This is a genomic window from Bartonella sp. B12(2025) (genome assembly GCF_053795135.1).
Map to the genome: position 1 here is coordinate 1,157,501 of NZ_CP200031.1, position 20,686 is coordinate 1,178,186.

The following is a 20,686-nucleotide window of genomic DNA, read 5'->3' on the forward strand; positions in this document are numbered from 1 at the left end:
AGGTGGAAACAAAAATAATCTTACGCAACCGTAACTTTATAATTGATGAAATAAACTTTGATGACGCAGATACTCTCACGGACGATGAAGCACAACAAGAGTTAAAAAAAGCTGGATTTTCTTTAGAAAAAAGCAACGAACTCCTTTCAATCCTCACGCTAATCGACCCTTTAAAATTAGAAAACTTGTCTTCTACCTCCCAATTTACAGATACCCCTGAAGTCCGCATCGTTCAAGAAAATGTAACCATTTCCCCTCAAACTCACCGCATTGATCTCACTAAAAATTATGCTGAAGATATTATTCCTATTCGTAAAAAACAAAAGATAGCCGATGCTTTTAAAGACACCAACTATACAGAAAAGCAAATTGAACAGGTTGTAAGCACTTTAACGAAATTGTATCATTCGGATACGCTTAAAGAGGGAAGTCTTTTACGCATTGGTATCATCACACAAACCGGAGAACAAGATCATCTGGTACGAGCAAGCATTTATCAAGGGATGCATCATGTTCTCACAATTGCACTGAATGATAAAGAGCAATTTATTGAAAGTGCAGAACCCATCTTGTCCCATGCACTTAAAACCGCTTTTCGGAATGGTATTCCGCATTCTTATGTCAATACAGCACAATTACCGACGGTTTATGATGCTATCCATACTGCTCTGCTCAGCCATAATATGTCAAAATCTCTCTCTCAGCGTCTCATTCGTCTGCTTGCAACCAACATTGATATGAAAAGCCGGATAACACCAACCGATCAGCTCGAAATATTTTATGCCGTGCCACAACAAAACGATACGGAAAAAAACAACAAAGAAAATCAGAAAACAAAGAAAGCACCCACAAACGCAGATCCTGAAATTCGTTATATCAGCATTACCTTCAGCAATACAACGTATAAATATTATCGTTATCAATCAAAAAACGGTAGCGTCGATTACTATGATTCAGAAGGAAAAAGTTCAAAACCCTTTTTGCTCCGCAAACCTGTTCCAAATGGCACTTTTTCTTCTCCCTTTGGACCACGTAAACATCCTATTTTAGGGTATGTTCGCATGCACACGGGCGTTGATTGGGCTGCACCAAAAGGATCACCCATTATTGCTGTAGGAGATGGTATTGTCACAAAAGTAGGCGTAACAGGCGGCTATGGAAAACATACAGAAATTCGACACAGCAATGGATATGTCAGCACTTATTCACACCAAAGCCGTTATGCACCAAATATCAAACCAGGCACTAAAGTACATCAAGGACAAATCATTGGATATGTTGGAACAACAGGAATGGCAACCGGCCCCAATTGTCATTTTGAAATTATTGTCAATGGCATAAAAGTTGATCCCATGCGCATCCGTATACCTGACAGTAAAGCTTTAGCCAATCAAGAGCTGCAAGCATTCCTGCGGGAAAAAAGAAATATTGATTCTTTGTTAAACAGCCCCATAGTGCCATCAGAAGATATTTCTTAAACGATACATAAAGCGCCTTTATAATCTATAAAGAGTTTTTTCTTTCAATTTTTTGTCACAAAGAAACATTGTTGAAAAATCTTATAAAAAGAGAAAGGGCAGTTGTTCTTTGAAAATTATATGCAAAACACACTATTTATGATAAAGACCACTGTTAATTCTCAGCTACTTTGAAGCTGACTGTACCAAAATATAAAGCTTTGGCTAGAAGTTTACCCCATAAGCTGACATGAGCAAGCCAAAACCAAATTTTTAGATTGAGCACTGTATTGGCGTTCGTACATGATGAATATCACGCTAAGAACAAATCCATATAAACTAACGAGCGATATCTCATCGCCTTTCCCCAAAGGAAAAGAAGAGAAGACAAAAAAGAACTTACAGTGTTTTTAAATCAAGCAGACGTATCTTTTGAACCATCTGTATTGAGTTTTGGCAAAGGAATCATAACCTTTGTTCCACCCAAATCGGAAGTTTCAAAAAGCGGTTTTTCACCAAACTGCATACAAAGCTGTTCAACAACCAAACGGCCAAGACCTGCTTTTTGCTCTAAAGTTTGCCGCTTTATGCCGACACCATCATCTTCCACAATCAACATCAATTGTCCATCTTTCTGGGAGCCAAATGAGACATAAATATGACCAGCACGCTGGTCAGGAAAGGCGTGTTTTAAAGAATTTGTTAACAATTCACCAAGAATAATGCCCAGCGTTGTCGCATCTCTTGAAGATAAGCGACAATCTTTAAAAGACGTATGAATAGTGATGTTTTCGCGCAATTCAAAAGGTACCGCCAATTCGACATCATGAACCACCGAACTGAGAAACTCTGCCAATAAAGTTGTTTCCATATCATCACTCAAACGCAAACGGCGATGCGCTGTAGATATTGTCTGGATACGGTCGCGTGCAGCACCAAGAACAGAACGCACCTCTTCATTTTCGCTACGATTTAATTGCAAACCAAGCAAAGAAGAGACGGTGCCAAGAGAATTGCCAATACGATGGCTTGCATCCTGCAACAACATTTCAACACGTTGACGCTCTTTCTCGGCATGATTGCGCGCTCTTTCCAATTCTTGTGTACGTTCTTTCACACGTGCTTCAAGGGCTAGATTTTCACTATGAAGCAGCAGTTGATACATTTTTAAGGAGCGCACATCGCGATGAAAACGATTAATCACAAAATAAGCAGAAATAAAAGTACTCACGACAGAAACAATCGCCGCCAATGTTAAGGCAGCACGTATAAGTGCTATACCTTCACGCTGTTTTTGCCGTACCACATCATCGCCATTAATAAAGCTTGTCATTAATTGGGCTAAACGTGCCACTTGAATCTTTTGAACTTCAGAAGAGGCAGAAAATTGAGGAGATTGATTAGGAAGCGCATCAAGAGCATGTATATGGGCATTCATAAAAGCTTTGCGTGCTTCGACTTCTTTTTTAAAAGCAGTGAACCATTCATACCATTGCGGATGTGCATAAACAATAAGTTCTGTATAATCGAGAATATCATCGAGCTCACGCGCTGCATTTTCAAAGCGTGCTTTATCTTCTGCTTTGTGGGTTCTTGCGTAGCTGCGGTCAGCAACAGCCATATCGATCAAACTAATGAGCACCAGATCAGCCTGTTCGCGCAATTCTGAACTTGTATTCAACTGTGCAACTTCCCGATCAACAGCATTTGAGAGCAATATAATAAAGACCGAAGCCAAAAGAGCCATAACAAGAGAAACAACAATTGCCACCCAACGCCAACTTGATATGGTTGAATCAGAAGAGGGCATTTGAGGAAGCAAATTCTTCTTTGTTGTCATAAAATTTCCATCGGCGAACCTGAAAATCGTCATTTTTCAGCACACAAGGAAGGCTGCCTTATGGAACATAGCACAAAAGCCAATGAATGCTCTCACACAGGCTTTGCTTATTTCCCTCAAGGGATAGCCAAATACTCTGAACTTCCTCAGATACTGATCTTTACTTTAATAGCTATAACGGGAATAAAAAAAACAAGGCTATCAACTATAATTATTATGCTTTTTTAGCCGTCAAATGAACACAATATACTTCCAGCGGAATAAGAATCGGGGCCATAATCGGATTCACCATCCACGTTAAGAAGTTCCTGTAAGCGATTACGCGCCCTGCTAACACGGCTTTTAATTGTTCCAATAGCACAGCCACAAATAGCTGCGGCATCTTCATAAGAAAAACCTGAGGCTCCAATGAGAATAATGGCTTCTCTTTGATCTGCAGAGAGCATATCTAAGGCTTTTTTGAAATCTTTCAAATCAAGCGACCCATATTGAGCAGGATGAATCGCCACATTTTGAGTAAACACGCCGTCGGTGTCTTGAACTTCTCTTCCTCTTTTGCGCATTTGACTGTAAAACTCATTGCGCAAAATAGTAAAAAGCCAAGCTTTAAGATTGGTTCCCATTTCAAAACTGTCCTGCTTAGCCCATGCTTTCATAATAGTATCTTGGACTAAGTCTTCGGCTTTGTCGTGCTTACCACTTAAAGAAATAGCAAAAGCCCGAAGAGCCGGTAGAACCAAAAGTAATTCCTGTTTAAAGTTTTTCACGTCCTTTGCCATAAAAGGTTCAAACCTTTTTCACATTGTTTAAGCCAAATTGCTCTGCTCGTTCCAACTTCTCTAAAAGCTCCAGCAAACGCACAGGAAGTGCTTCTTCTTGAATTTCCATGTAAAACTGTCGTAGTTTTCGTGCTATTTCGCTATTGATCCCAAGAAGATCATCGCCAAAAGTGAAGTGGTTGGTGAGATTTTTTTCATCACGGTCGTTCATTTTTTATCCCCCTAATCCATATAATATCAGTAGCACCGAGAAGAATTTTTCGCCTCATGGTTGTAAATATAGTTGTATGTAAAAAGTTCCATACGGGCAAAGGAACTTTTTCCTCACTTAAAGATTTCAACCAACAAAGTGCTTCAAAGGTCAAAGGAGTTATAAATTATGTCATTATCAACGCGCATCGCACCGCATCTTCCCTATCTTCGGCGTTTTGCTCGATCTGTCACAGGCAGCCAATCATCTGGCGATGCTTATGTCTCAGCAATGTTGGAAGCACTCATTGCTGATATTTCCATTTTTCCCAAAGCATCCAGTGATCGCATTGGTACTTATTGGCTTTTTTGTCATCTTTTTGACCAAACTACGCCTAATATACCCGAACCATTACCACAATTTGGCCTTGAGCAAAAAGCCAGTGCCAAATTATCGTATCTCACCCCACGTGCACGCCAAGCATTTTTGTTGATTGCCGTTGAAGGGTTTAATGAACAACAAGCCAGTGAAATCATGAATCTTGACGCAAAGAAGTTCCGCAAGCTTCTCAACCAAGCATCAACTGATATCTCTCAACAAATTGCCACACAAGTTATGATTATTGAAGATGAACCTCTTATTGCGCTGGATATTGAGCAAATGGTAGAAAGCCTAGGCCATCAAGTGATAGGGATAGCACGAACCCGCGACGAAGCTGTTATTATGTATAATAAGGCAAAACCGCGATTAATTTTGGCTGATATTCAATTGGCTGATAATAGTTCTGGCATTGATGCGGTCAATAACATTTTGCAAAATGATCGTATACCGGTGATCTTTATCACTGCTTTTCCTGAAAGATTACTGACCGGAGAACGTCCAGAGCCAACTTTTTTAGTTACCAAACCCTTTAATCCTGACATGGTGAAAGCACTTATTTCACAGGCTTTGTTTTTTCAAGAGAACGCTTCCAAAGCAGCTTAGAACAGAGTAACATCTCAATCATGATTGTTACTCCTATTTCAAAGCCACCCATGGATAAATCACATCTTAGCGCCCTCATGCAAGCGATTCGTGGTGCTGATATCTGTGTTTTATATCAGACAACCAATCTGGTCTATTTATGGGCTGAAAACCTCCCAAAACATTTGCATAATAAATGGTGTATGGGATGTCGTGACAGCGATTTTTTTTCGCTTGATCTTGCAGACAGTATGGAAACAATCAAATTGCAGGTTCTAGCCACCGGTAAAATGCAAACTATTGAAGCACGGTTTGAGGATATGGCCAAACAAGCTGTTTGGTACAAATTTTCTATCGATTGCCACCGCAATGATAACGGAGACATTATCGGTATTATAACTACTGGTGTTAATATTTCAGGACTGCACCGACGTGAGCAAGTGCTAAAAGTATTACTTCGAGAAGTCAGTCACCGTTCTAAAAATCTTCTCGCCATCATTCAAAGTATTGCCAGCCAAACCGCACGCTATACTGAATCCCTACAGGTTTTTTTACGAAAATTTCAAGGACGACTCCATTCTCTTTCCCATTCTCAAGATCTCATCACCGATTCTGATTGGCGTGGTGCCCAATTTCGCGAATTGGTTCATTCGCAAGCTTTGGGCTATTTGATGAAAGATACAGAACGCTTTTCTATTGAAGGTGTAGATCCTTATCTTTTTCCGAATGCAGCTTTGCATATTGGTTTGGCTTTTCATGAACTCATTGTCAATTCTCTTTCTTTTGGTGCCTTATCACAAGAAAAGGGAAGAATCTGTGTATGCTGTGAAATCCATACAAAAATGGATGGGAAAACACAGCTTCTCATTACTTGGAATGAAAATTTTGAAACAGGAGCTCTTCCCTCTAGCAATAAAAAAGCCTGTTTTGGCAGTGCTGTCCTAGAAAAAATTGTTCCCATCTCTGTAAATGGTTCCTCTTCTTTCAAATTGACAGAAAAGGGGATTGTTTATCGCTTGTGTGTTCCTGATACTTATTTTGATATCTTTTTTTAAAAAAGCGATTAAAACACCGTAAAATGAAAAAGCAAACCCCACACTAAAAGAGTTGTTCTCATAACATCCATCGCCCAGCACAAAGACACTTTTTCCACACAACTAGCCTACCACTAGCCTCTGAGAACTTAGCCTCTAAAATCCAGTTTTCTGGAACGAAAAACCTTTCAAAACGTTTATTCATATCTCCCTAAGCTGACAAACTGGGTCCCATACTGTCGGCCTCTTATTTGGAAAAATTTTATGAATACCCTTGTTTTTATCCTCTTATTGGTTTCATGTACAGATGACTTTAACAGCTGTTACTCTAACAATACAATGGTCAAAACCTACCCAACAGCTCAAGCGTGTGAGCAAGCCATGGTACCATCCACAAAAAAAATCGCATCTTATGGGCAACAAATCTTTGCCCAATGCACAAGCATACACACAAATTTACATCAACAAGCAGTAAAGCTGACCTGGTTCGTGACAAACCGAGGGAATTTCCTGCTTAAAAGCCAAAACATAAATGATAAGATATCCGAAGTCCACGAAGCAGATGTTTTCCCTACATTATTCCCTCTTCTATATTCTTCTTCCACAAACCTCTTGCACAAAAAACCTTAAAAGCATAGACTCATCAGGTTCTCAAAAATAATCAGTGAAAGAGTAAATCCTGATGGATAATAAGCAAATTCATACTTCACAAAACCATCGCACAGAGCAATGCGCTCTATCTCAAGAGCTCCCCTTGGACCCTGCAGTAGAACGCGTGAGAAAAAAACTCATGCTTTTCATGATGACTACTCTTTCGATAACGCTCATTCTTATTCTTGTTATACTATTTCTAGCTGTTTACAAAACTATAGTAACGAAATCAGCTCAAAAACAAACAGCCCCCTTTTCCTCCAACGAACAAAGCCAAAAAATTGTCCGCCATACACTCTCCTTACCGGAAAAAACACAGATTTTGTCGCAAAGCCTCTCGGAACACAATATTATGTTGAAGATCTTAACGCCAGATGGGAAAATAAAATTTATGATTTACAATTATCATACTGGTGCACTGCTTTCTGTGCTTTCTGTTGAAACAACAAAAGAAACATCTATAACCCTACCCCACTAAGCCGAGAACAGCTCCTACAAGCGCTTAAACAGCGCTCTCTTGTTTAAATATTTTCTTCTGCCGAAGATGTTACCGCCCGACGTCGACGTGGTTTTCTCTGTATTTCCTCACCTAATACAGGCAAAGAGACAACTTTCTCTGTTGAAGCATCACCGTTTTTAGAAGTTTCAGCTATCGTCTGTGAAAGCTCAAGAGATGCTTCTTCTTGAGCGCGTACAGAACGCCGACGTGAAGGTCGACGTGTTTTTTTGACAGATTCAACACTTTCTTCAGCAACGGATTGCTCTTCGTTTGTTTTCCCACCTGACAAAGCGTTAACCTCTAATGCATCCTCACCTGTATGCCCATTTTGTGCCTTGGTGTGTTGACCGTTACCATTTTTTTGCGACTGCAATTGTGATACATTTGTATCACAATTGACAGTGTCTTTTTTCTCACCTTCAGCGTTTGTTTCAACGTATTCTTGTTCATTGTTTTCATCACGTCGAACAGATTGAGACATTTGCCCAGCTGCTGCTAAAATAATACGCAAATAGTGTTCAGCATGTTGTAGATAATTCTCCGACATAACGCGATCACCAGCACCCTGTGCATCACGCGCAAGACTTATGTATTTGTCGGCAATTTGCTGAGCATTTCCGCGAATCTTAACATCCGGACCGCTACTTTCATAGTTCCGAGACAACGGGTTAGGGCCGCGACGATTGTTACTATTGTTGTTATTGCGACCGCGTACCCGTCTATTTTGTTGTGGCCTCATTTTTATCCCTTTTTGGAGTGTATGTGTCTTAATTGACTCTTCTTCATTGCATTATTTTTCAATAATGCTGATCATGTTTAAAATACGGTTATCAGGCTATCCGCGTTTTATTTCACTCAAATGATACCTACTGATATTTGATAAAAGCATATTATTTTTGAAAATCACAAAAACCGTGGGGAAACCATAAGCTCAAAGTTCCCTCTTTCTCTGTCAACCAGCAGAAACCTAGTGATGTTCACATAAAATGCCAAGTGTTTTTTTTTAAATAGACCATATTTCATTAAAAAAAATAATCATCTTGTGGAAAAACAAAAAACGAGAACACACACACAAAACCCCCAGCAAACGAATAACTTTCACCAGAGAATAAATAGAAGCCCTCTTTTTTGCTTAGGACCACCGATCATTAAAACGCCGATATTCCCTATCCCCCTCGCGCACTTAACTCACAAGTATTTATGCTCCACGAGTTGCTACATGAACTCTCTCAATTTCATGAACATAGCCTCTCTTCTGCGCTAAAGCAACCCCCTTTTGTGAGCAACAATCCACTGACACTTCACAAAACCTCTTACTTTCTATACATAGATTAACATGAAGCATTATTCAAGCCCTATGTTCATCAACAAATTAGTCTTTTTGTTAAAGCTAACCAAATTGCACTATAAATTTCTGGTGTAGTTCCACAGGATTTATAAGTGAATTGGATCTGTAGTTTATGACGAATTTGGTATAAAAGCTAAATATAAAACATAGACTTATGAGAAAGAAATACCCAACATGCCATGCCAAAAAAAATTCAAAATCCCCTCAAAAAAACCCCAATATCTATAAACAAGAATAACATCATGCACTTCCTCCCCTTTGTCATACTTCCTGACAAGAAAACTTTATTTGCAAAACGAGCACAACGTTTTGCATATTTAGTAAATAGAGCCCAAAATGCCAATAGAATCTTAGATAAAGAATCTCTCCTTTTTTTTGCTCATTTTTGTAATGCCCAGCAACAATCGACAGAAAAATTTAAGGACTTTGCCGTTCCTCTTAGCCGTTTTGGTGCACCTTCAACCCCTCCTTTTGATCGATCAAAATTATTAATTTTGGGCTTATATGAAAGCATTGTAGGAGATTTTTTAAAACGTTTGTCAACCCAAGAATTCTCAGTAACAAGGCACGAAGCTTTAAGCTGCACACAACAGAAAAAAGACCAATGGCGTCTGTGGGGACATAATCTGTTAAACCAGATACTTCCCCAACAGCAATTAGCAGAACATATTTTTATTACTGGTGCATTGCAAATCATTTATTCTCTTGCCGCTTCACAGCTTGATGCTCAAAGCCTAACCCCACAACAACACAACCTCTGCCCTGCCTGCAGCGGCACACATTCCGCCAGTCTCCTTATCAACTGGAAATCACACAAAGTCATAAAGGTTTGTTCTTGCCTTTATTGTGGCACCCTCTGGCATACCCCACACACTCAATGCACCTTTTGTGAAACAACGCAGAATGTTTCCAGCCACATTCCCGAAAATATTCCCAACGGCATTTTATTTGAAACCTGTACTGCATGTGGATCTTATTGCAAACAATTCAATCAACACCAAAATCCTGCACTGAATGTTTTTGCCGATGATATCAGCACCTCCACACCTGACTTTTTGCACAAAGCCTCTTCTCATTTTAAGTATAAGATCTTTAATCCTTTTTTAGCGGAATGCAAAAGCTAACCAGTTTTTCTCTCAACAAAACAGCTTAACATAAAAAAATCTCTAGCTCCCCACTCCTCCGTCAACTGCAAAAAGGCCATCGAAAAACCATGGAGCAACGACGGGAGATTTTAAAAACACGGATTCTACCCCAGAGAAATACAGCAAATATAAAAACTCTTTTACCACCTAATACGCAATAACGCGCGCCAGAGCGATTTTCTTACCAAAAACAAGACAGTATTATGGTTTATCTTGAAGCATTTTTCAGGTTAAAAATGAACAAGCTACATCACAAAAAATTAAAGATCTTCATGCTTCCTGAATTAAAATTGAAAAGGGTGTATTTTTGGTCGCATTTTTCACTTCTCTCTATAGTAAGAAAGACGAAAATAGTATTTACATTTGTATCTTCATCTCTATGGTGCTTTATAATATCTTTCGAACTGTTAGAAAAAAACTTTCATCGAGCATCCATCGTAACTTTAAAAGATGCAGCCTTTACAAAATGAGATATTCTTTGAAAGCTGGCTTTTGTACACTTTTCACCAAACTTCGCGTACTCTTAAATTTCCGCGTGAAAGTTTAAAAATAATTGCGTACTTTACCTTTTTTATTCTCTTTTTCATTGATAAAGCAATCTCGTAAGAGAAAGTAGTTTCCATCTCCCGGTCGCACCATTTTCACACATTTTGCTTTTGCACGCTCTGAAAGCACACCCCACATTTCACGAATAGCAAAATAGGCTTCACTTTCCGAATTAATACAGTGCTGATAAACTTCTTTCTCCATATCAGACGCGACTGAAGCAGAAATTTCTTTGCAATACACACGTAGATCAAACATTGGAATAGTCAACTCAACAGGAGCCTGTTTTATCATCTGTTTCTTAGGAAAAAAGTAACTGACAATTTTTACAATTCCAAAGCAAAGAGCCAACACACAAAAGAACAGCATGCAAACAAAAGCGACCTTGCGACATAATCTTTTGAAATAAGCGTTTTGCCTTGCTCGGATTCTTTTTTCCATAAAGACCGTATCCTTTAATCTCTCATAAATACCCCAAGATAAGCTTTTTACAGCAAAAAATGATAAAAGCATCAATGCACAAAATACATGTTATAGCTGCATACTCTTAATTTTCTTATGCCAAAACAGCTCTTTTTCTCTATACCCTTAACACTTTTATTCTCTTTGTTATTTGAAACTGCTATTGGACACTTTTTGCGTTTTGCATCCACTTTATGAAAAGGTATGGAACACTATCATAAGGCTTTACTGAAGTAAAATCCTATACAGGTAATGTGCATGATTTCCTTCTCGAGATAAACACGCACTGTCAAAAGAAAACGTACCCACTTTCATGATGGAGATATCTACGCCTCATATCCGTTCTTTATGTGCCCATATCACTCTTCATAATACTGAAAAAATTTCACTCTGCCTTCGACGCTGTTCATATCCAAACCAACGCAAAGAAAGCAGAAACGAAACACGCTCCTGCTTTTCTTCTTTTTGGAAAAATCCTGATAAAAAGAGATTGTGCTCTTTTATAAATGCCAACACCCCCTCACAAAGAACTCTCTCTAAAACAAAGGAATAATAATATCTCATTTATTATAGAAGTTTTTAGCATCATTTAACCATAATTATGGCACGAAAAAATTAGTGGAGACGATTTTTCGTAATTCTATACTATTAAGAAAAACTTTTGAGATGCCTATAAAAGATACAAAATACGAGAGCATCACTATCGCTCTCCTTTTAGGCAATACCTGACAGCATCATCCAACTGAAAGCGAAAACTAGACAAACAAGTGAAACTGCCATTTTTTTCACCCATGTGTCTCAATATTAAAAAGGAGGCGTTTACTCAGAAAAAATTTTGAGTGGTAATGAACAACCGCTCTTTTATGATAAAATCCAGAGGGAAGAGCTAAGATGTCCATTCCCTAACAATAACTATGTTAAATCCATAAGATGCTGAACGTCATTTGGTTCAACGTTACAACGAATTTCTCAACATCATATTTTCCCTCCAAATCTGCGGTTATACCGTAGACAGCATAGACTCAATTCCAAAGCTCATCCCATTATAGATTGAATAAACCAACTGCCCTAACCAGTAATCATATGACCTCATGAGCCATCAATGATGAAAATTTAACAAATCTCCAACAACACAGCTTCACCTTATCGATAAAGCTATCGTGCATGCTAAATGCGCATACCACACAATCCATCCAAGATATATCAACCACAAAAAATTCTACGTTCTGTACTCCATCCAATCCAAGTCACACGGTTAAGAGATAATACTGATATCCCTGTTGTGTGGGAACACATTCAAAATGCAAATAAATGGATGTTACTCGCCCCCCAACAACCCTCTTCTTAAAAATTTTCTTGGTATATATCCATGATGTTATTTTACGGGAATATGCTTATATGCCCAACGGTGTTCATTCAACATACAACACAGCTATTGCCAATGTATGATGCGCTATCTTTCTTGGAAGTCAAAGTATTGTCACAGCTTTTGGAGAAAACTATTCAATAAACAACTACAAAAATCCATCCATTATGGCTTTCAACTATCATAGGCATAAAAAAGATGCATTCCACAAGCCCTTAGGATAAAGACACACAAGACTTTACAATGATCGTTATCCAACATGCCACTCATCAAAACTGATGGTTTTTATGAAATCTACAATTTCTTTCGCGTTTTTTAGAGCTACTTTACTAGATAGAAAAGCGAGATTTTAAACAGAAACTTTTATTTCAACGAGAACTCCACTCACAGAAGAAAGAACATTAGACGGCTCATGCTCTCCACTTCAAGAGGCAAAATCTCCTCCGAAAAATAGATCCAACAAAAGACCAGCATCTAAACAATAGACGAAAAAAGGCGTGTTATCGACATCTGTCAGATTGATGGAGAACAAAGTTATTATTGATGTAAACTGTAACAACAGATGCACTGTTCAATGAAGCAGTGTGGCAACTGTAATCCACAAAGCTGCTCTAACAATACGCCAGTGAATACGACCTTGTAAGCATTTTTTTCCGCTTTCGTTCATTTTTGCAATTCAGCAAAAAAAACTTCCCCATTCCCTTTTACGTTTTTTGAGAACTATTGATTGTAAAAAGTTTTCATCATCACATTATGGCCAAAAAACGTAAGAGCGACATTGCTTATCGATTAAAGAATGCACCACTGCCTATTTGACAGTTTTCTCAAAATTTATGTCAAGTTTCTTCGTAGAATGATTTCCGCTTATGCAGCAGTGATCTGCCTTCCATCCCGAACAGTCTAGATGCCTTTCTAGAGAAGAGATTTTCATACTCATATGATACATCCATCATCGATTATATAGACATTCATGGAATCTTGATAAGCTTACAAGTGATCTTCTATTGTTTAATGAACACAAGCTCTCTCTTTTGAAGTTTTTCGCATTTTTATAACTTCTCAAATTTTACCGACAGCAGAATGTCAAAATCAAAGAGCCAAACAAGACGAGTCATTGGCTGTTGTACTCTTTTAGCATTTTAGTTGTGTTTGACATTCTCAAGATTTTGGAGAATTGTTTTCAATTGTTGTTCTAAAGTATCTATGCGCTGCGATATTGTAGTTATATCTTGGGTTTGTTTTTTATTGAAACGCCTGATATCTTGAGATATCTGTTTCAACAACGCATTCAAAGGGACATGCCCCATTTTTCCGTTAACATAAAGAACCACGCGAATATGTTCAGGATCATCAATCTCAGCAATAGAAAATGGAAAAAATAGCATTGTATTCCCTCTTTTTGATGCACTGTACAGCAGCCATATCAGCAGACTTCAATGCATTTTCACTGAAAAATTTTTGCACAATGCAAACCTCACGCAGCATCCTTGAGAAAAGCTCTTGAAAAAATTCTAAGACACTTCAAAAAGGAAGCCTCTTAAAATCGCAACTTTTTTCTCTCGCTAAAAATGATGCTCTCACAATTTGAAATCAAAGCAGGAATGCACGATCACCTTGCGCCATTCCATCAATCGTTATCTTTCACCACTGTGCTTTCCAACATCAATCTTATCCTTGTTTAAGTTAATTGGCTAGCAAGCAGAAGCATTGTTTCTTAAGAAAGTGCTGGATTTATAAACACACATGCCTCCCACAGATTAGCATCATAATACATCTTCCATAGATAAAAGTCGTGGAAATTTTGCATGCCCTCATTCTTTGTCAAAGAAGCCTAGCACCATTATTTTCTTACCACCAAAAGCTTCAAGATACACAAGTTGAAAGTCTCAAGCTGATGCTTCTCTTTCAATCACTCCACCATTATTCCATAAATATTCTTTGATGCGAGGCATCAAAGCATGAGCATTACCACTATAACCAAACTTTGAGGTTATCCTTCTGCCCAATTTATGATTCCATCAACATAAGCATTTTCAAATGCTATAATCGACCAATCATAAATCAAACTCATAGAATATATCCTTTTGGCAAAAAACGAAGATGAGCCAGGAAAGAAGAAAAGAAAGCAACGACTTTATTTTTATGCGCTGTAATTTTCTCCATTTTCAAACCAATTTTATCATAATCAACATGCAATAATTTTGTTTTTGCATTGACATAAACAGCATCAGGCTTCAAACGTAATACTTCTTGAGCAAGAACACCACGATAGCGTTGCGGATCTCCTTTATAATTGAAGGTATAAAGTGGATAGCCATTTTTTTCGCCCACAGAGACAATATTTTCTTTAGCTCTCACATCAGAAAGTCCTAAAATTCCTCCGACCAATCCAAGCACTTTCTGTGCATCGCGCAACGGATCTTTTGTAATGGAAGGCATTGTTGTGGATTTTTGTGTTTCCGTTCCGTAATTTCCTGCGGCTTGCGTTCCTACTTTTAACAAGCGTTCTAATTGATTCCATGCTTGATTATCTTGTTCTGTCCATTTTTGGCGTTCGGCATCTAAAGCATTCTGACGATTTGCATCTTGGATCATACCGCCTTTCAAAGCATTGCTTTGCGCATTACTTTGCCCTTGATAATAGGCGTTAGCAGCATTAATCTGATCCCGCGATGAACGATCAATCATCTGATTAGCATTCATCATATTATTAATATCTTGATTATATTGCTGTGCGGTAGCATTTGTTGCCAATGCACCTAGCTCGTCGGCAAGCACTTCCGTATGGGCGCCAGATCCATACCTCCCAGCTCCTGCCATAGATTGATTAATAGCATCAGAAGTTTTGTTGAGCGCATTTTGCAACGCAGCATTAAATTTACTATTGTTTCCAATCTGGTTTCCCTGAGCCATACTTAAAAGATTTGTAGCACTTTGGGTTGGTGCATTAAACCACTGGGTCAATGCTGGATTGCTATATTGACCAGCAGCTTGTTCTAAGCCGGTAAGAGCATTTTTTGTCGTATTGCTGAGATCAGCGACGCGCTCACCCTGATAAACGTTTCCGCCAATACCTTTATTATAAAGATCAAGTGCTTGAGAACTAGCGTTTTTAAAGATATCTGCAGCCCACGCGGGTGGTGCATTTGTTTGTGTTGTTGTTTGCACTTGAGGTGTTGTTTTTCTACTCATGGAACAAGAACCTTTCTATAATGAATAAGATTACGAGAATATCCGTGATGCGCAAGCGTTTCAGCCCATCCAGACCTACCAAACATATGCATTTCCTCAGCATTGATTGTTCGCGCCCATTCTTCAACCTTATCGATCAATTTGACCAATTTCAGCCCTCCCTCTCCGGCAAGATCTGAGAGAACGACGCGTTTTTTTCCTGTATGGGTTATTTCAACTTTGGTAATCGCAAAAGCACTAAATTGGATTTTGTTTTTCAAGATCAGCCACAATTGAGCTTTTCCAATAGCGATTTCTTCAGCAATCGTCGCCAAACAAGCATCATCAGGAAAGCGCTTAGCGTATTTTTGCAGTGCAGCATTTATAGCATCTTGATAGCGTGCTATTTTTTCCCATGACCACTGATCTGTAAGATGAGCAGAATAAAAATTTTGACTGTCTTGTTGCAATGTCATGATTTTTGCTCTTTTAGCTTTCTCTTAAAATAGAACCCTATGACCAATTATAAAACATACAAACCTATTGCTCATTTATGCAACGTGCTTAGCGCATCGCTTTTTAATAAGAAGCTTACCAGCGCATTACTCCTTTATTATAGGGGGCATGCTAACGCATTACTCCCTTATTATCAGGGGGTATGCTAACGCATGCCGGCAGGCTTCAACTCCACATCGAATCCCACCACATGGGACCAATTCACTCCCTCAGGAATCCGCAATTTAAAGCGATAAAACCGTGCCCTTGCGCGAGAATGAATCTGTCCCGTATTATGAGAAGGCTGTTTTTCCGGCAACCAAACAGTTTTCTCTTCAAGTGATTGACGAAAACGCATTCCCACAGACAAATAAAACTGTCCGCTATCCACTTGAGGCATAATATTTTTTATTCGAGTTACCAGACCATTTGTCTGTCCCATCTCTTGTGAGGTCACAACACAAGCCATAGGAGGACCAGAAAACGAGCCAAGTCTTCCCTGATGATCAAAAGCCCCAAGAATAGGAGATTCATTTTTCCAAACTTTACTGTCGAGAGAAAAGGGTAAATCATCAATGTTCTGTGTAATCCAATCAAGTCCTTCTAAAGTGATTCCAGACGAGAAAATAGGCAGAATCATTTTGACGTCCACAAGAGCTTTTGCCCATTTTTGCAATCCCCAATCATAAATAAGCAAGATGCGCTTTTGGTATTCCTCATCAGAATCGATCACCCAATAAACGCGATTATAAATCCCATCGATAGCAGCAAACAGAGTAGATAAGTTATCGGAATTAGATTTTTCCGACATCGTTCTGTCTACTTTTTCAAGACCAATTGATGTAATCTGTCCTTCATTGGTTATCTGATAAAATCCACCTTCATCGGTAAAGAAAGCAAGATTATCTCGACAAACGATAGAGTGTGCATTTTTTGCGCCCCGTTTATCGTGTATTTTTTGGAAACTGAAGATAACCTTAGATCCAGGAATAAAAGAACCAGCATAGATTGCAGAACGCATAAAGATGATAGGATTTGTTGTTTCTGTTGCCCCTTGCACGAAACCACCATCAGGAAAATCTTGATAATCGCAGCTTTTTTTTCCAACAGTCCAAAATTCAGCATCATTCAACCCTGACCAATGAACGCGTCTTGGATAATTTGTCAGTTTCATCAGACAAACGAAATCTCCCCACACACGAACGATTCCCGCTTGTGGTGGATTTCCCCCTAAATTTCTAAATCTTTTATCATGATTAATGTTGAGAACTTGTGGTTTATCATTGGCGTTGACAGCAATGATATAATCGCCAAACAAAGCGAACGACCACGGAGCATCAACATTAGCAAAATAGGATTTTCCTTCTTGGCTAATATCTTGCCACTCCATTGTGATATTGTTGAAACGGTAAATTTTTTGCTCCGTCCCGACAATAATAAACACACCACTTTTTGTTCTAACAGCAATAGCTCCTAAAATAGGATCAGGACAAGGCTTTGAGAAAGGTTCAAAGCCAGATATAGGGATATAGGAGCCATCGGCTGGAAGCACATTGATGATTTCATCTGTGAAGATACCGTTGATGCTAGCAACATCAGGCCGATAATCAGCGATTGGAAAAAAAGCCATTTAAAACCTCATTGGAAGAATATTTGAAGAGCCTTTTCGGCGCGATGTTTCAAATCGCAAAGCTTGGAGCTGTTCTTGAAAATCTCTAAAAGAAACAGCAGCATATTCAGGATCTTTGAGGATATTTTTGTAGAGCTCGTATTTTGCACGTGCTTTAATGAGATCAAATGCATGAATCAACCAAGGATCATCCTCCTCCATCATCTTTCCATCTCTAAAACGGACAGGAACATAAGAAAAACGTACGGTCTCAACCTGTTGGGGTGTTGGAAAGAGTCCTATTTTGTGATCCAGGTAGGTATAAAAGAGAGGCGTTCCTTGCGAAGGCTGTAATCCATATTCTTGTTGTAATACCTCAACAGATTTAAAGAACAATTGTTTTTGTGTTGCAGCATGTGCTCCTAAAAGGACGGATTCAAGAGCTTTTTCTGATTCAATAAAAATTCCCTCTTCTTGCCCATACCATGTTTTCCCACTTTGTGTTTTGAATGTCACTTCTCTTTTTTCATTGAAGAAGAAGGGTTCCCGTTCACATAAACGCAAAGCGGTCAAAATTGAATCTTGAATTTGGACGGAATATTCAGCTGTTGTATCATCAATCTCATCTTGAATGAGCGCGACCATATAGGAAAAAGTTTTAGAATGATCTAATTGTGGGATATTGAGATCATCGTTATCAGTGGGAAAAACGGTCATGAGCAGTCATAATCCTTTATGTATGAAGCATTTTATATATCTCCCCCCAACGAGGGTGTTCTGTTGAGGGAAGGATTTGAAAGCTTGCACGAAAGCCTTTAGGCTGGTGCTCCATAAGTTGGGATCACGATGGTTCCAAAATCCTGCGTCCCTTGTGTGCCTTCTGGCAACTTGAAGCAAGTTTTTTTCATACCAATAATGGTTTTTGCTGCGACACCGAACTCTCGTTCATAGTCGAAGAGTTCTTCCACCAATTTATAGCGTGTAGAGCCACGATCTTTTCCAAAAGCAATGACAGCACTTTGTGCCCCCAGCAAAACAGCGCGACGAACATTTGGTACAGCTCTTTTTGCTGCACTTGACTCGACCCCCTCGGTAACATGTTCAGCTTCGCGCAAGACGACACCATTGTACATACCAAGCGACCCATCATAAAGCGGGTTTTTGAGACGGTTTCCACTATAGATTGCCTTGGTAATGTCGAGCCACTGCCCAGCATCTGTATTGGTTCGCAATTGTGTAACCTGCGTTGGATGCAGATAAAGCACATAGACACTTTCGCCCTCGACACGCACTGGTCTAATTTTTGGATTTGCAAGCTTAGCGCGTTCAACAGCTTTATCGATCAGTTTGAGATCAAAGACATCATTTTCTTGCAAGTCTTCATCTTTTGTTTTTCCATTGGGGCGCACGATACGTTTATCGGTTGGTGCAGTTGGTGCATTAAACCCGTAATGGACAGGTTTGAGTCTAATGTTACGTCCTTCAAAATTAATGGTATTTGAGGTATATCCACAAACTTGAATGAAGAACATCATACTGAGACGATCAGCATACCAATCGACCAAGCCATTTTTAGCTTCAGTACGCAAATCGTGCAGGACACGTTGCTGATCAATCGTACCTTCATTTTTAACACGTACAGCATGGACAAGTTCATTAATTGCCAAGCGATCATTGAGAAATTGCAAGGCTTCTTCACTGCCTTCAAGCATCTCCCCTTCACTCACCCCATCGCCGAACAGCTGTACGCGCAAGTTAAAGCTAATCGCATCACCGCTTGCTTTATTGGTTTCATCTTTTAATTGTATAATACTGTTTGAATCATTCCCAATCAACGGTGCGATAGGGATTGCTTTTGATACTTCTTGATTCAACAGTTTAGACCATGTGCGCACTGCCATTGGGTCATTGAGTCCGATATAAGTTACGGCCATTTTATCCTCTTAAGATTATTGACATAAAAAAACCGGCAAAGCACCGGTTATTGATACTCCACATTTTTTATTTTCAAATAGTGGATCAATTGTTGCGTGTTTTATATGATTTTTGTTGATAGTTTTTGCCTCCCTCTTTGAGAAATCTCCTCATCCCATCCCACTTCAAATCCCCCCCAAAGCATCTGCCTCACCCCCCCAAAGCATCTGCCTCACCCCCCCAAAGCATCTGCCTCACCCCCCAAAGCATCTGCCTCAGCCCCCTCAAAGCATCTACCTCACCCCCCCAAAAGCATCTACCTCAGCCCCCCAAAGCATCTACCTCAGCCCCCCAAAGCATCTACCTCAGCCCCACGTATTTCCGCTTTTAGAGTTCTCCCCCACCCATTAAGCGATTAAAGGCAGCTTTATTTTTGGGATCAGTAATCCAACTACTAAATTCTGCTTCCGACATTTTGTCGAGCATATCCAAAGAAATGGGTCCGTTTGGAGTCAAACCATTATAGGCAGCAAGCGTGCGTGCAGAATTGTGCCTTTCTTGCAAATTCTCACCAATATTATTGGGGGTATTTGTGTAACCAATTCTTTCCGCAATAGTGTAGATCACTTCAGCAGGATTTTGATTTCTTTGCGCACAATCGCGCAAGATCTGCTTCAATTCATCACCGATCACTGCATCAACGGCTTTTGGATCTGCCATTTCAGGATAGAGCGAAGCACAAGCAGCCAACTGTTTCGCCCACGTATCATAAATAAAATCGGCAGCTTTATCAAAATCATGATGCTTTTGTTTAACAGCGGCCACAGATTGTTGATAAAAAGTGTGCAACTGTTCTGCTTCACACACAGTAGAAGGTTGTTGTTGTTTGGTATGCAGCAATCCCTGTTTGTGGAGTGTTTTTCCCAACCATTGCATATAACCCATAAAATCTTTTTGCGGATCTGGGGGCGCATCACCCTCTAGCGCCTTTTGCACATCTTGTGACTGCGTGCCTTCTTGTAATGAGCGCTGTTGCTGATGTAAATCTTGACGCCCTTGGAAATTTTCTTCAAAAGTTTTTGCTTTTTCTCCCGCTCCAGTTCCACTGTCTTCTTCCCGTTCAGCTTCTGGAAGCAAACCCTGTTTTAATTGGTTTTGTTCTGCTGGCGTTAAGTGTTCTTGATCCATACTGTTAGCCTTCCCTTTTTGGACATTAA

Annotated in this window: 18 protein-coding genes (1 of these 18 only partly in view); 6 read left to right on the forward strand and 12 right to left on the reverse strand. The window is 39.4% G+C overall.

Features of this window, described 5'->3' with window-relative positions; genetic code table 11:
* On the forward strand, window positions 1–1,478 hold the 3' portion of the coding sequence (locus V3564_RS05125) for a M23 family metallopeptidase (RefSeq protein ID WP_455480512.1). 511 nt of this gene lie to the left of the window's left edge; only the last 1,478 of its 1,989 coding nucleotides appear in the window; its start codon lies off the left edge, out of view; the stop codon is at window positions 1,476–1,478.
* A gap of 394 nt (window positions 1,479–1,872) precedes the next feature.
* Here the strand turns inward: V3564_RS05125 and V3564_RS05130 are convergent, their stop codons facing one another.
* The 3 genes from V3564_RS05130 to V3564_RS05140 all read right to left on the reverse strand — a co-directional run bounded on the left by V3564_RS05130 (window position 1,873) and on the right by V3564_RS05140 (window position 4,287).
* A complete protein-coding gene (locus V3564_RS05130; protein ID WP_455480513.1) occupies window positions 1,873–3,297 on the reverse strand; it encodes a sensor histidine kinase in 1,425 nt (474 codons plus the stop codon).
* 224 nt (window positions 3,298–3,521) lie between these two features.
* Complete coding sequence (locus tag V3564_RS05135; RefSeq protein ID WP_455480514.1) at window positions 3,522–4,076, reverse strand: RNA polymerase sigma factor; 555 nt, start codon at window positions 4,074–4,076, stop codon at window positions 3,522–3,524.
* Between the two features lie 7 nt (window positions 4,077–4,083).
* Window positions 4,084–4,287 (reverse strand): NepR family anti-sigma factor, encoded by a 204-nt coding sequence (locus tag V3564_RS05140; protein WP_455480515.1) that lies wholly within the window; start codon window positions 4,285–4,287, stop codon window positions 4,084–4,086.
* A gap of 168 nt (window positions 4,288–4,455) precedes the next feature.
* On the opposite strand from V3564_RS05140, the gene V3564_RS05145 reads away from it, so the two are divergent.
* The 4 genes from V3564_RS05145 (at window position 4,456) to V3564_RS05160 (ending at window position 7,392) form a co-directional block, all read left to right on the forward strand.
* The gene (locus tag V3564_RS05145; RefSeq protein ID WP_455480516.1) at window positions 4,456–5,250 is read left to right on the forward strand and encodes a response regulator; all 795 of its coding nucleotides are present in this window, start codon (window positions 4,456–4,458) and stop codon (window positions 5,248–5,250) included.
* 20 nt (window positions 5,251–5,270) lie between these two features.
* Complete coding sequence (locus tag V3564_RS05150; RefSeq protein WP_455480517.1) at window positions 5,271–6,284, forward strand: sensor histidine kinase; 1,014 nt, start codon at window positions 5,271–5,273, stop codon at window positions 6,282–6,284.
* Between the two features lie 243 nt (window positions 6,285–6,527).
* Window positions 6,528–6,893, forward strand: coding sequence for a hypothetical protein (locus tag V3564_RS05155; protein ID WP_455480518.1), 366 nt, complete (start codon window positions 6,528–6,530; stop codon window positions 6,891–6,893).
* A gap of 49 nt (window positions 6,894–6,942) precedes the next feature.
* On the forward strand, window positions 6,943–7,392 hold the full coding sequence (locus V3564_RS05160; RefSeq protein ID WP_455481460.1) for a hypothetical protein: 450 nt from the start codon (window positions 6,943–6,945) through the stop codon (window positions 7,390–7,392).
* A gap of 43 nt (window positions 7,393–7,435) precedes the next feature.
* On the opposite strand, the gene V3564_RS05165 is transcribed toward V3564_RS05160, so the two are convergent.
* Window positions 7,436–8,152 (reverse strand): DUF4167 domain-containing protein, encoded by a 717-nt coding sequence (locus tag V3564_RS05165; RefSeq protein ID WP_455480519.1) that lies wholly within the window; start codon window positions 8,150–8,152, stop codon window positions 7,436–7,438.
* A gap of 788 nt (window positions 8,153–8,940) precedes the next feature.
* Between V3564_RS05165 and fdhE the strand changes: the two genes are divergently transcribed.
* Entirely contained in the window at window positions 8,941–9,885 is a 945-nt protein-coding gene (gene fdhE / locus V3564_RS05170; protein ID WP_455480520.1) for a formate dehydrogenase accessory protein FdhE domain-containing protein, read from the forward strand.
* A 564-nt stretch (window positions 9,886–10,449) separates the two neighbouring features.
* Here fdhE and V3564_RS05175 read toward each other — a convergent pair.
* The 8 genes from V3564_RS05175 to V3564_RS05210 form a co-directional block, all read right to left on the reverse strand.
* Window positions 10,450–10,893 (reverse strand): hypothetical protein, encoded by a 444-nt coding sequence (locus tag V3564_RS05175; protein WP_455480521.1) that lies wholly within the window; start codon window positions 10,891–10,893, stop codon window positions 10,450–10,452.
* Between the two features lie 2,526 nt (window positions 10,894–13,419).
* Entirely contained in the window at window positions 13,420–13,665 is a 246-nt protein-coding gene (locus V3564_RS05180) for a hypothetical protein (RefSeq protein ID WP_455480522.1), read from the reverse strand.
* A gap of 682 nt (window positions 13,666–14,347) precedes the next feature.
* Window positions 14,348–15,472, reverse strand: a complete 1,125-nt coding sequence (locus V3564_RS05185; RefSeq protein WP_455480523.1) for a tail fiber domain-containing protein — start codon at window positions 15,470–15,472, stop codon at window positions 14,348–14,350.
* A complete protein-coding gene (locus V3564_RS05190) occupies window positions 15,469–15,927 on the reverse strand; it encodes a hypothetical protein (protein ID WP_455480524.1) in 459 nt (152 codons plus the stop codon). Before V3564_RS05190 ends, V3564_RS05185 begins: the two co-directional genes overlap by 4 nt.
* 185 nt (window positions 15,928–16,112) lie before the next feature.
* The gene (locus V3564_RS05195; protein ID WP_455480525.1) at window positions 16,113–17,576 is read right to left on the reverse strand and encodes a hypothetical protein; all 1,464 of its coding nucleotides are present in this window, start codon (window positions 17,574–17,576) and stop codon (window positions 16,113–16,115) included.
* A complete protein-coding gene (locus V3564_RS05200; RefSeq protein ID WP_455480526.1) occupies window positions 17,577–18,272 on the reverse strand; it encodes a phage adaptor protein in 696 nt (231 codons plus the stop codon).
* A 98-nt stretch (window positions 18,273–18,370) separates the two neighbouring features.
* Window positions 18,371–19,489 (reverse strand): N4-gp56 family major capsid protein, encoded by a 1,119-nt coding sequence (locus tag V3564_RS05205; RefSeq protein WP_455480527.1) that lies wholly within the window; start codon window positions 19,487–19,489, stop codon window positions 18,371–18,373.
* A gap of 367 nt (window positions 19,490–19,856) precedes the next feature.
* A complete protein-coding gene (locus V3564_RS05210) occupies window positions 19,857–20,657 on the reverse strand; it encodes a hypothetical protein (RefSeq protein ID WP_455480528.1) in 801 nt (266 codons plus the stop codon).
* Between the last annotated feature and the right edge of the window lie 29 nt (window positions 20,658–20,686).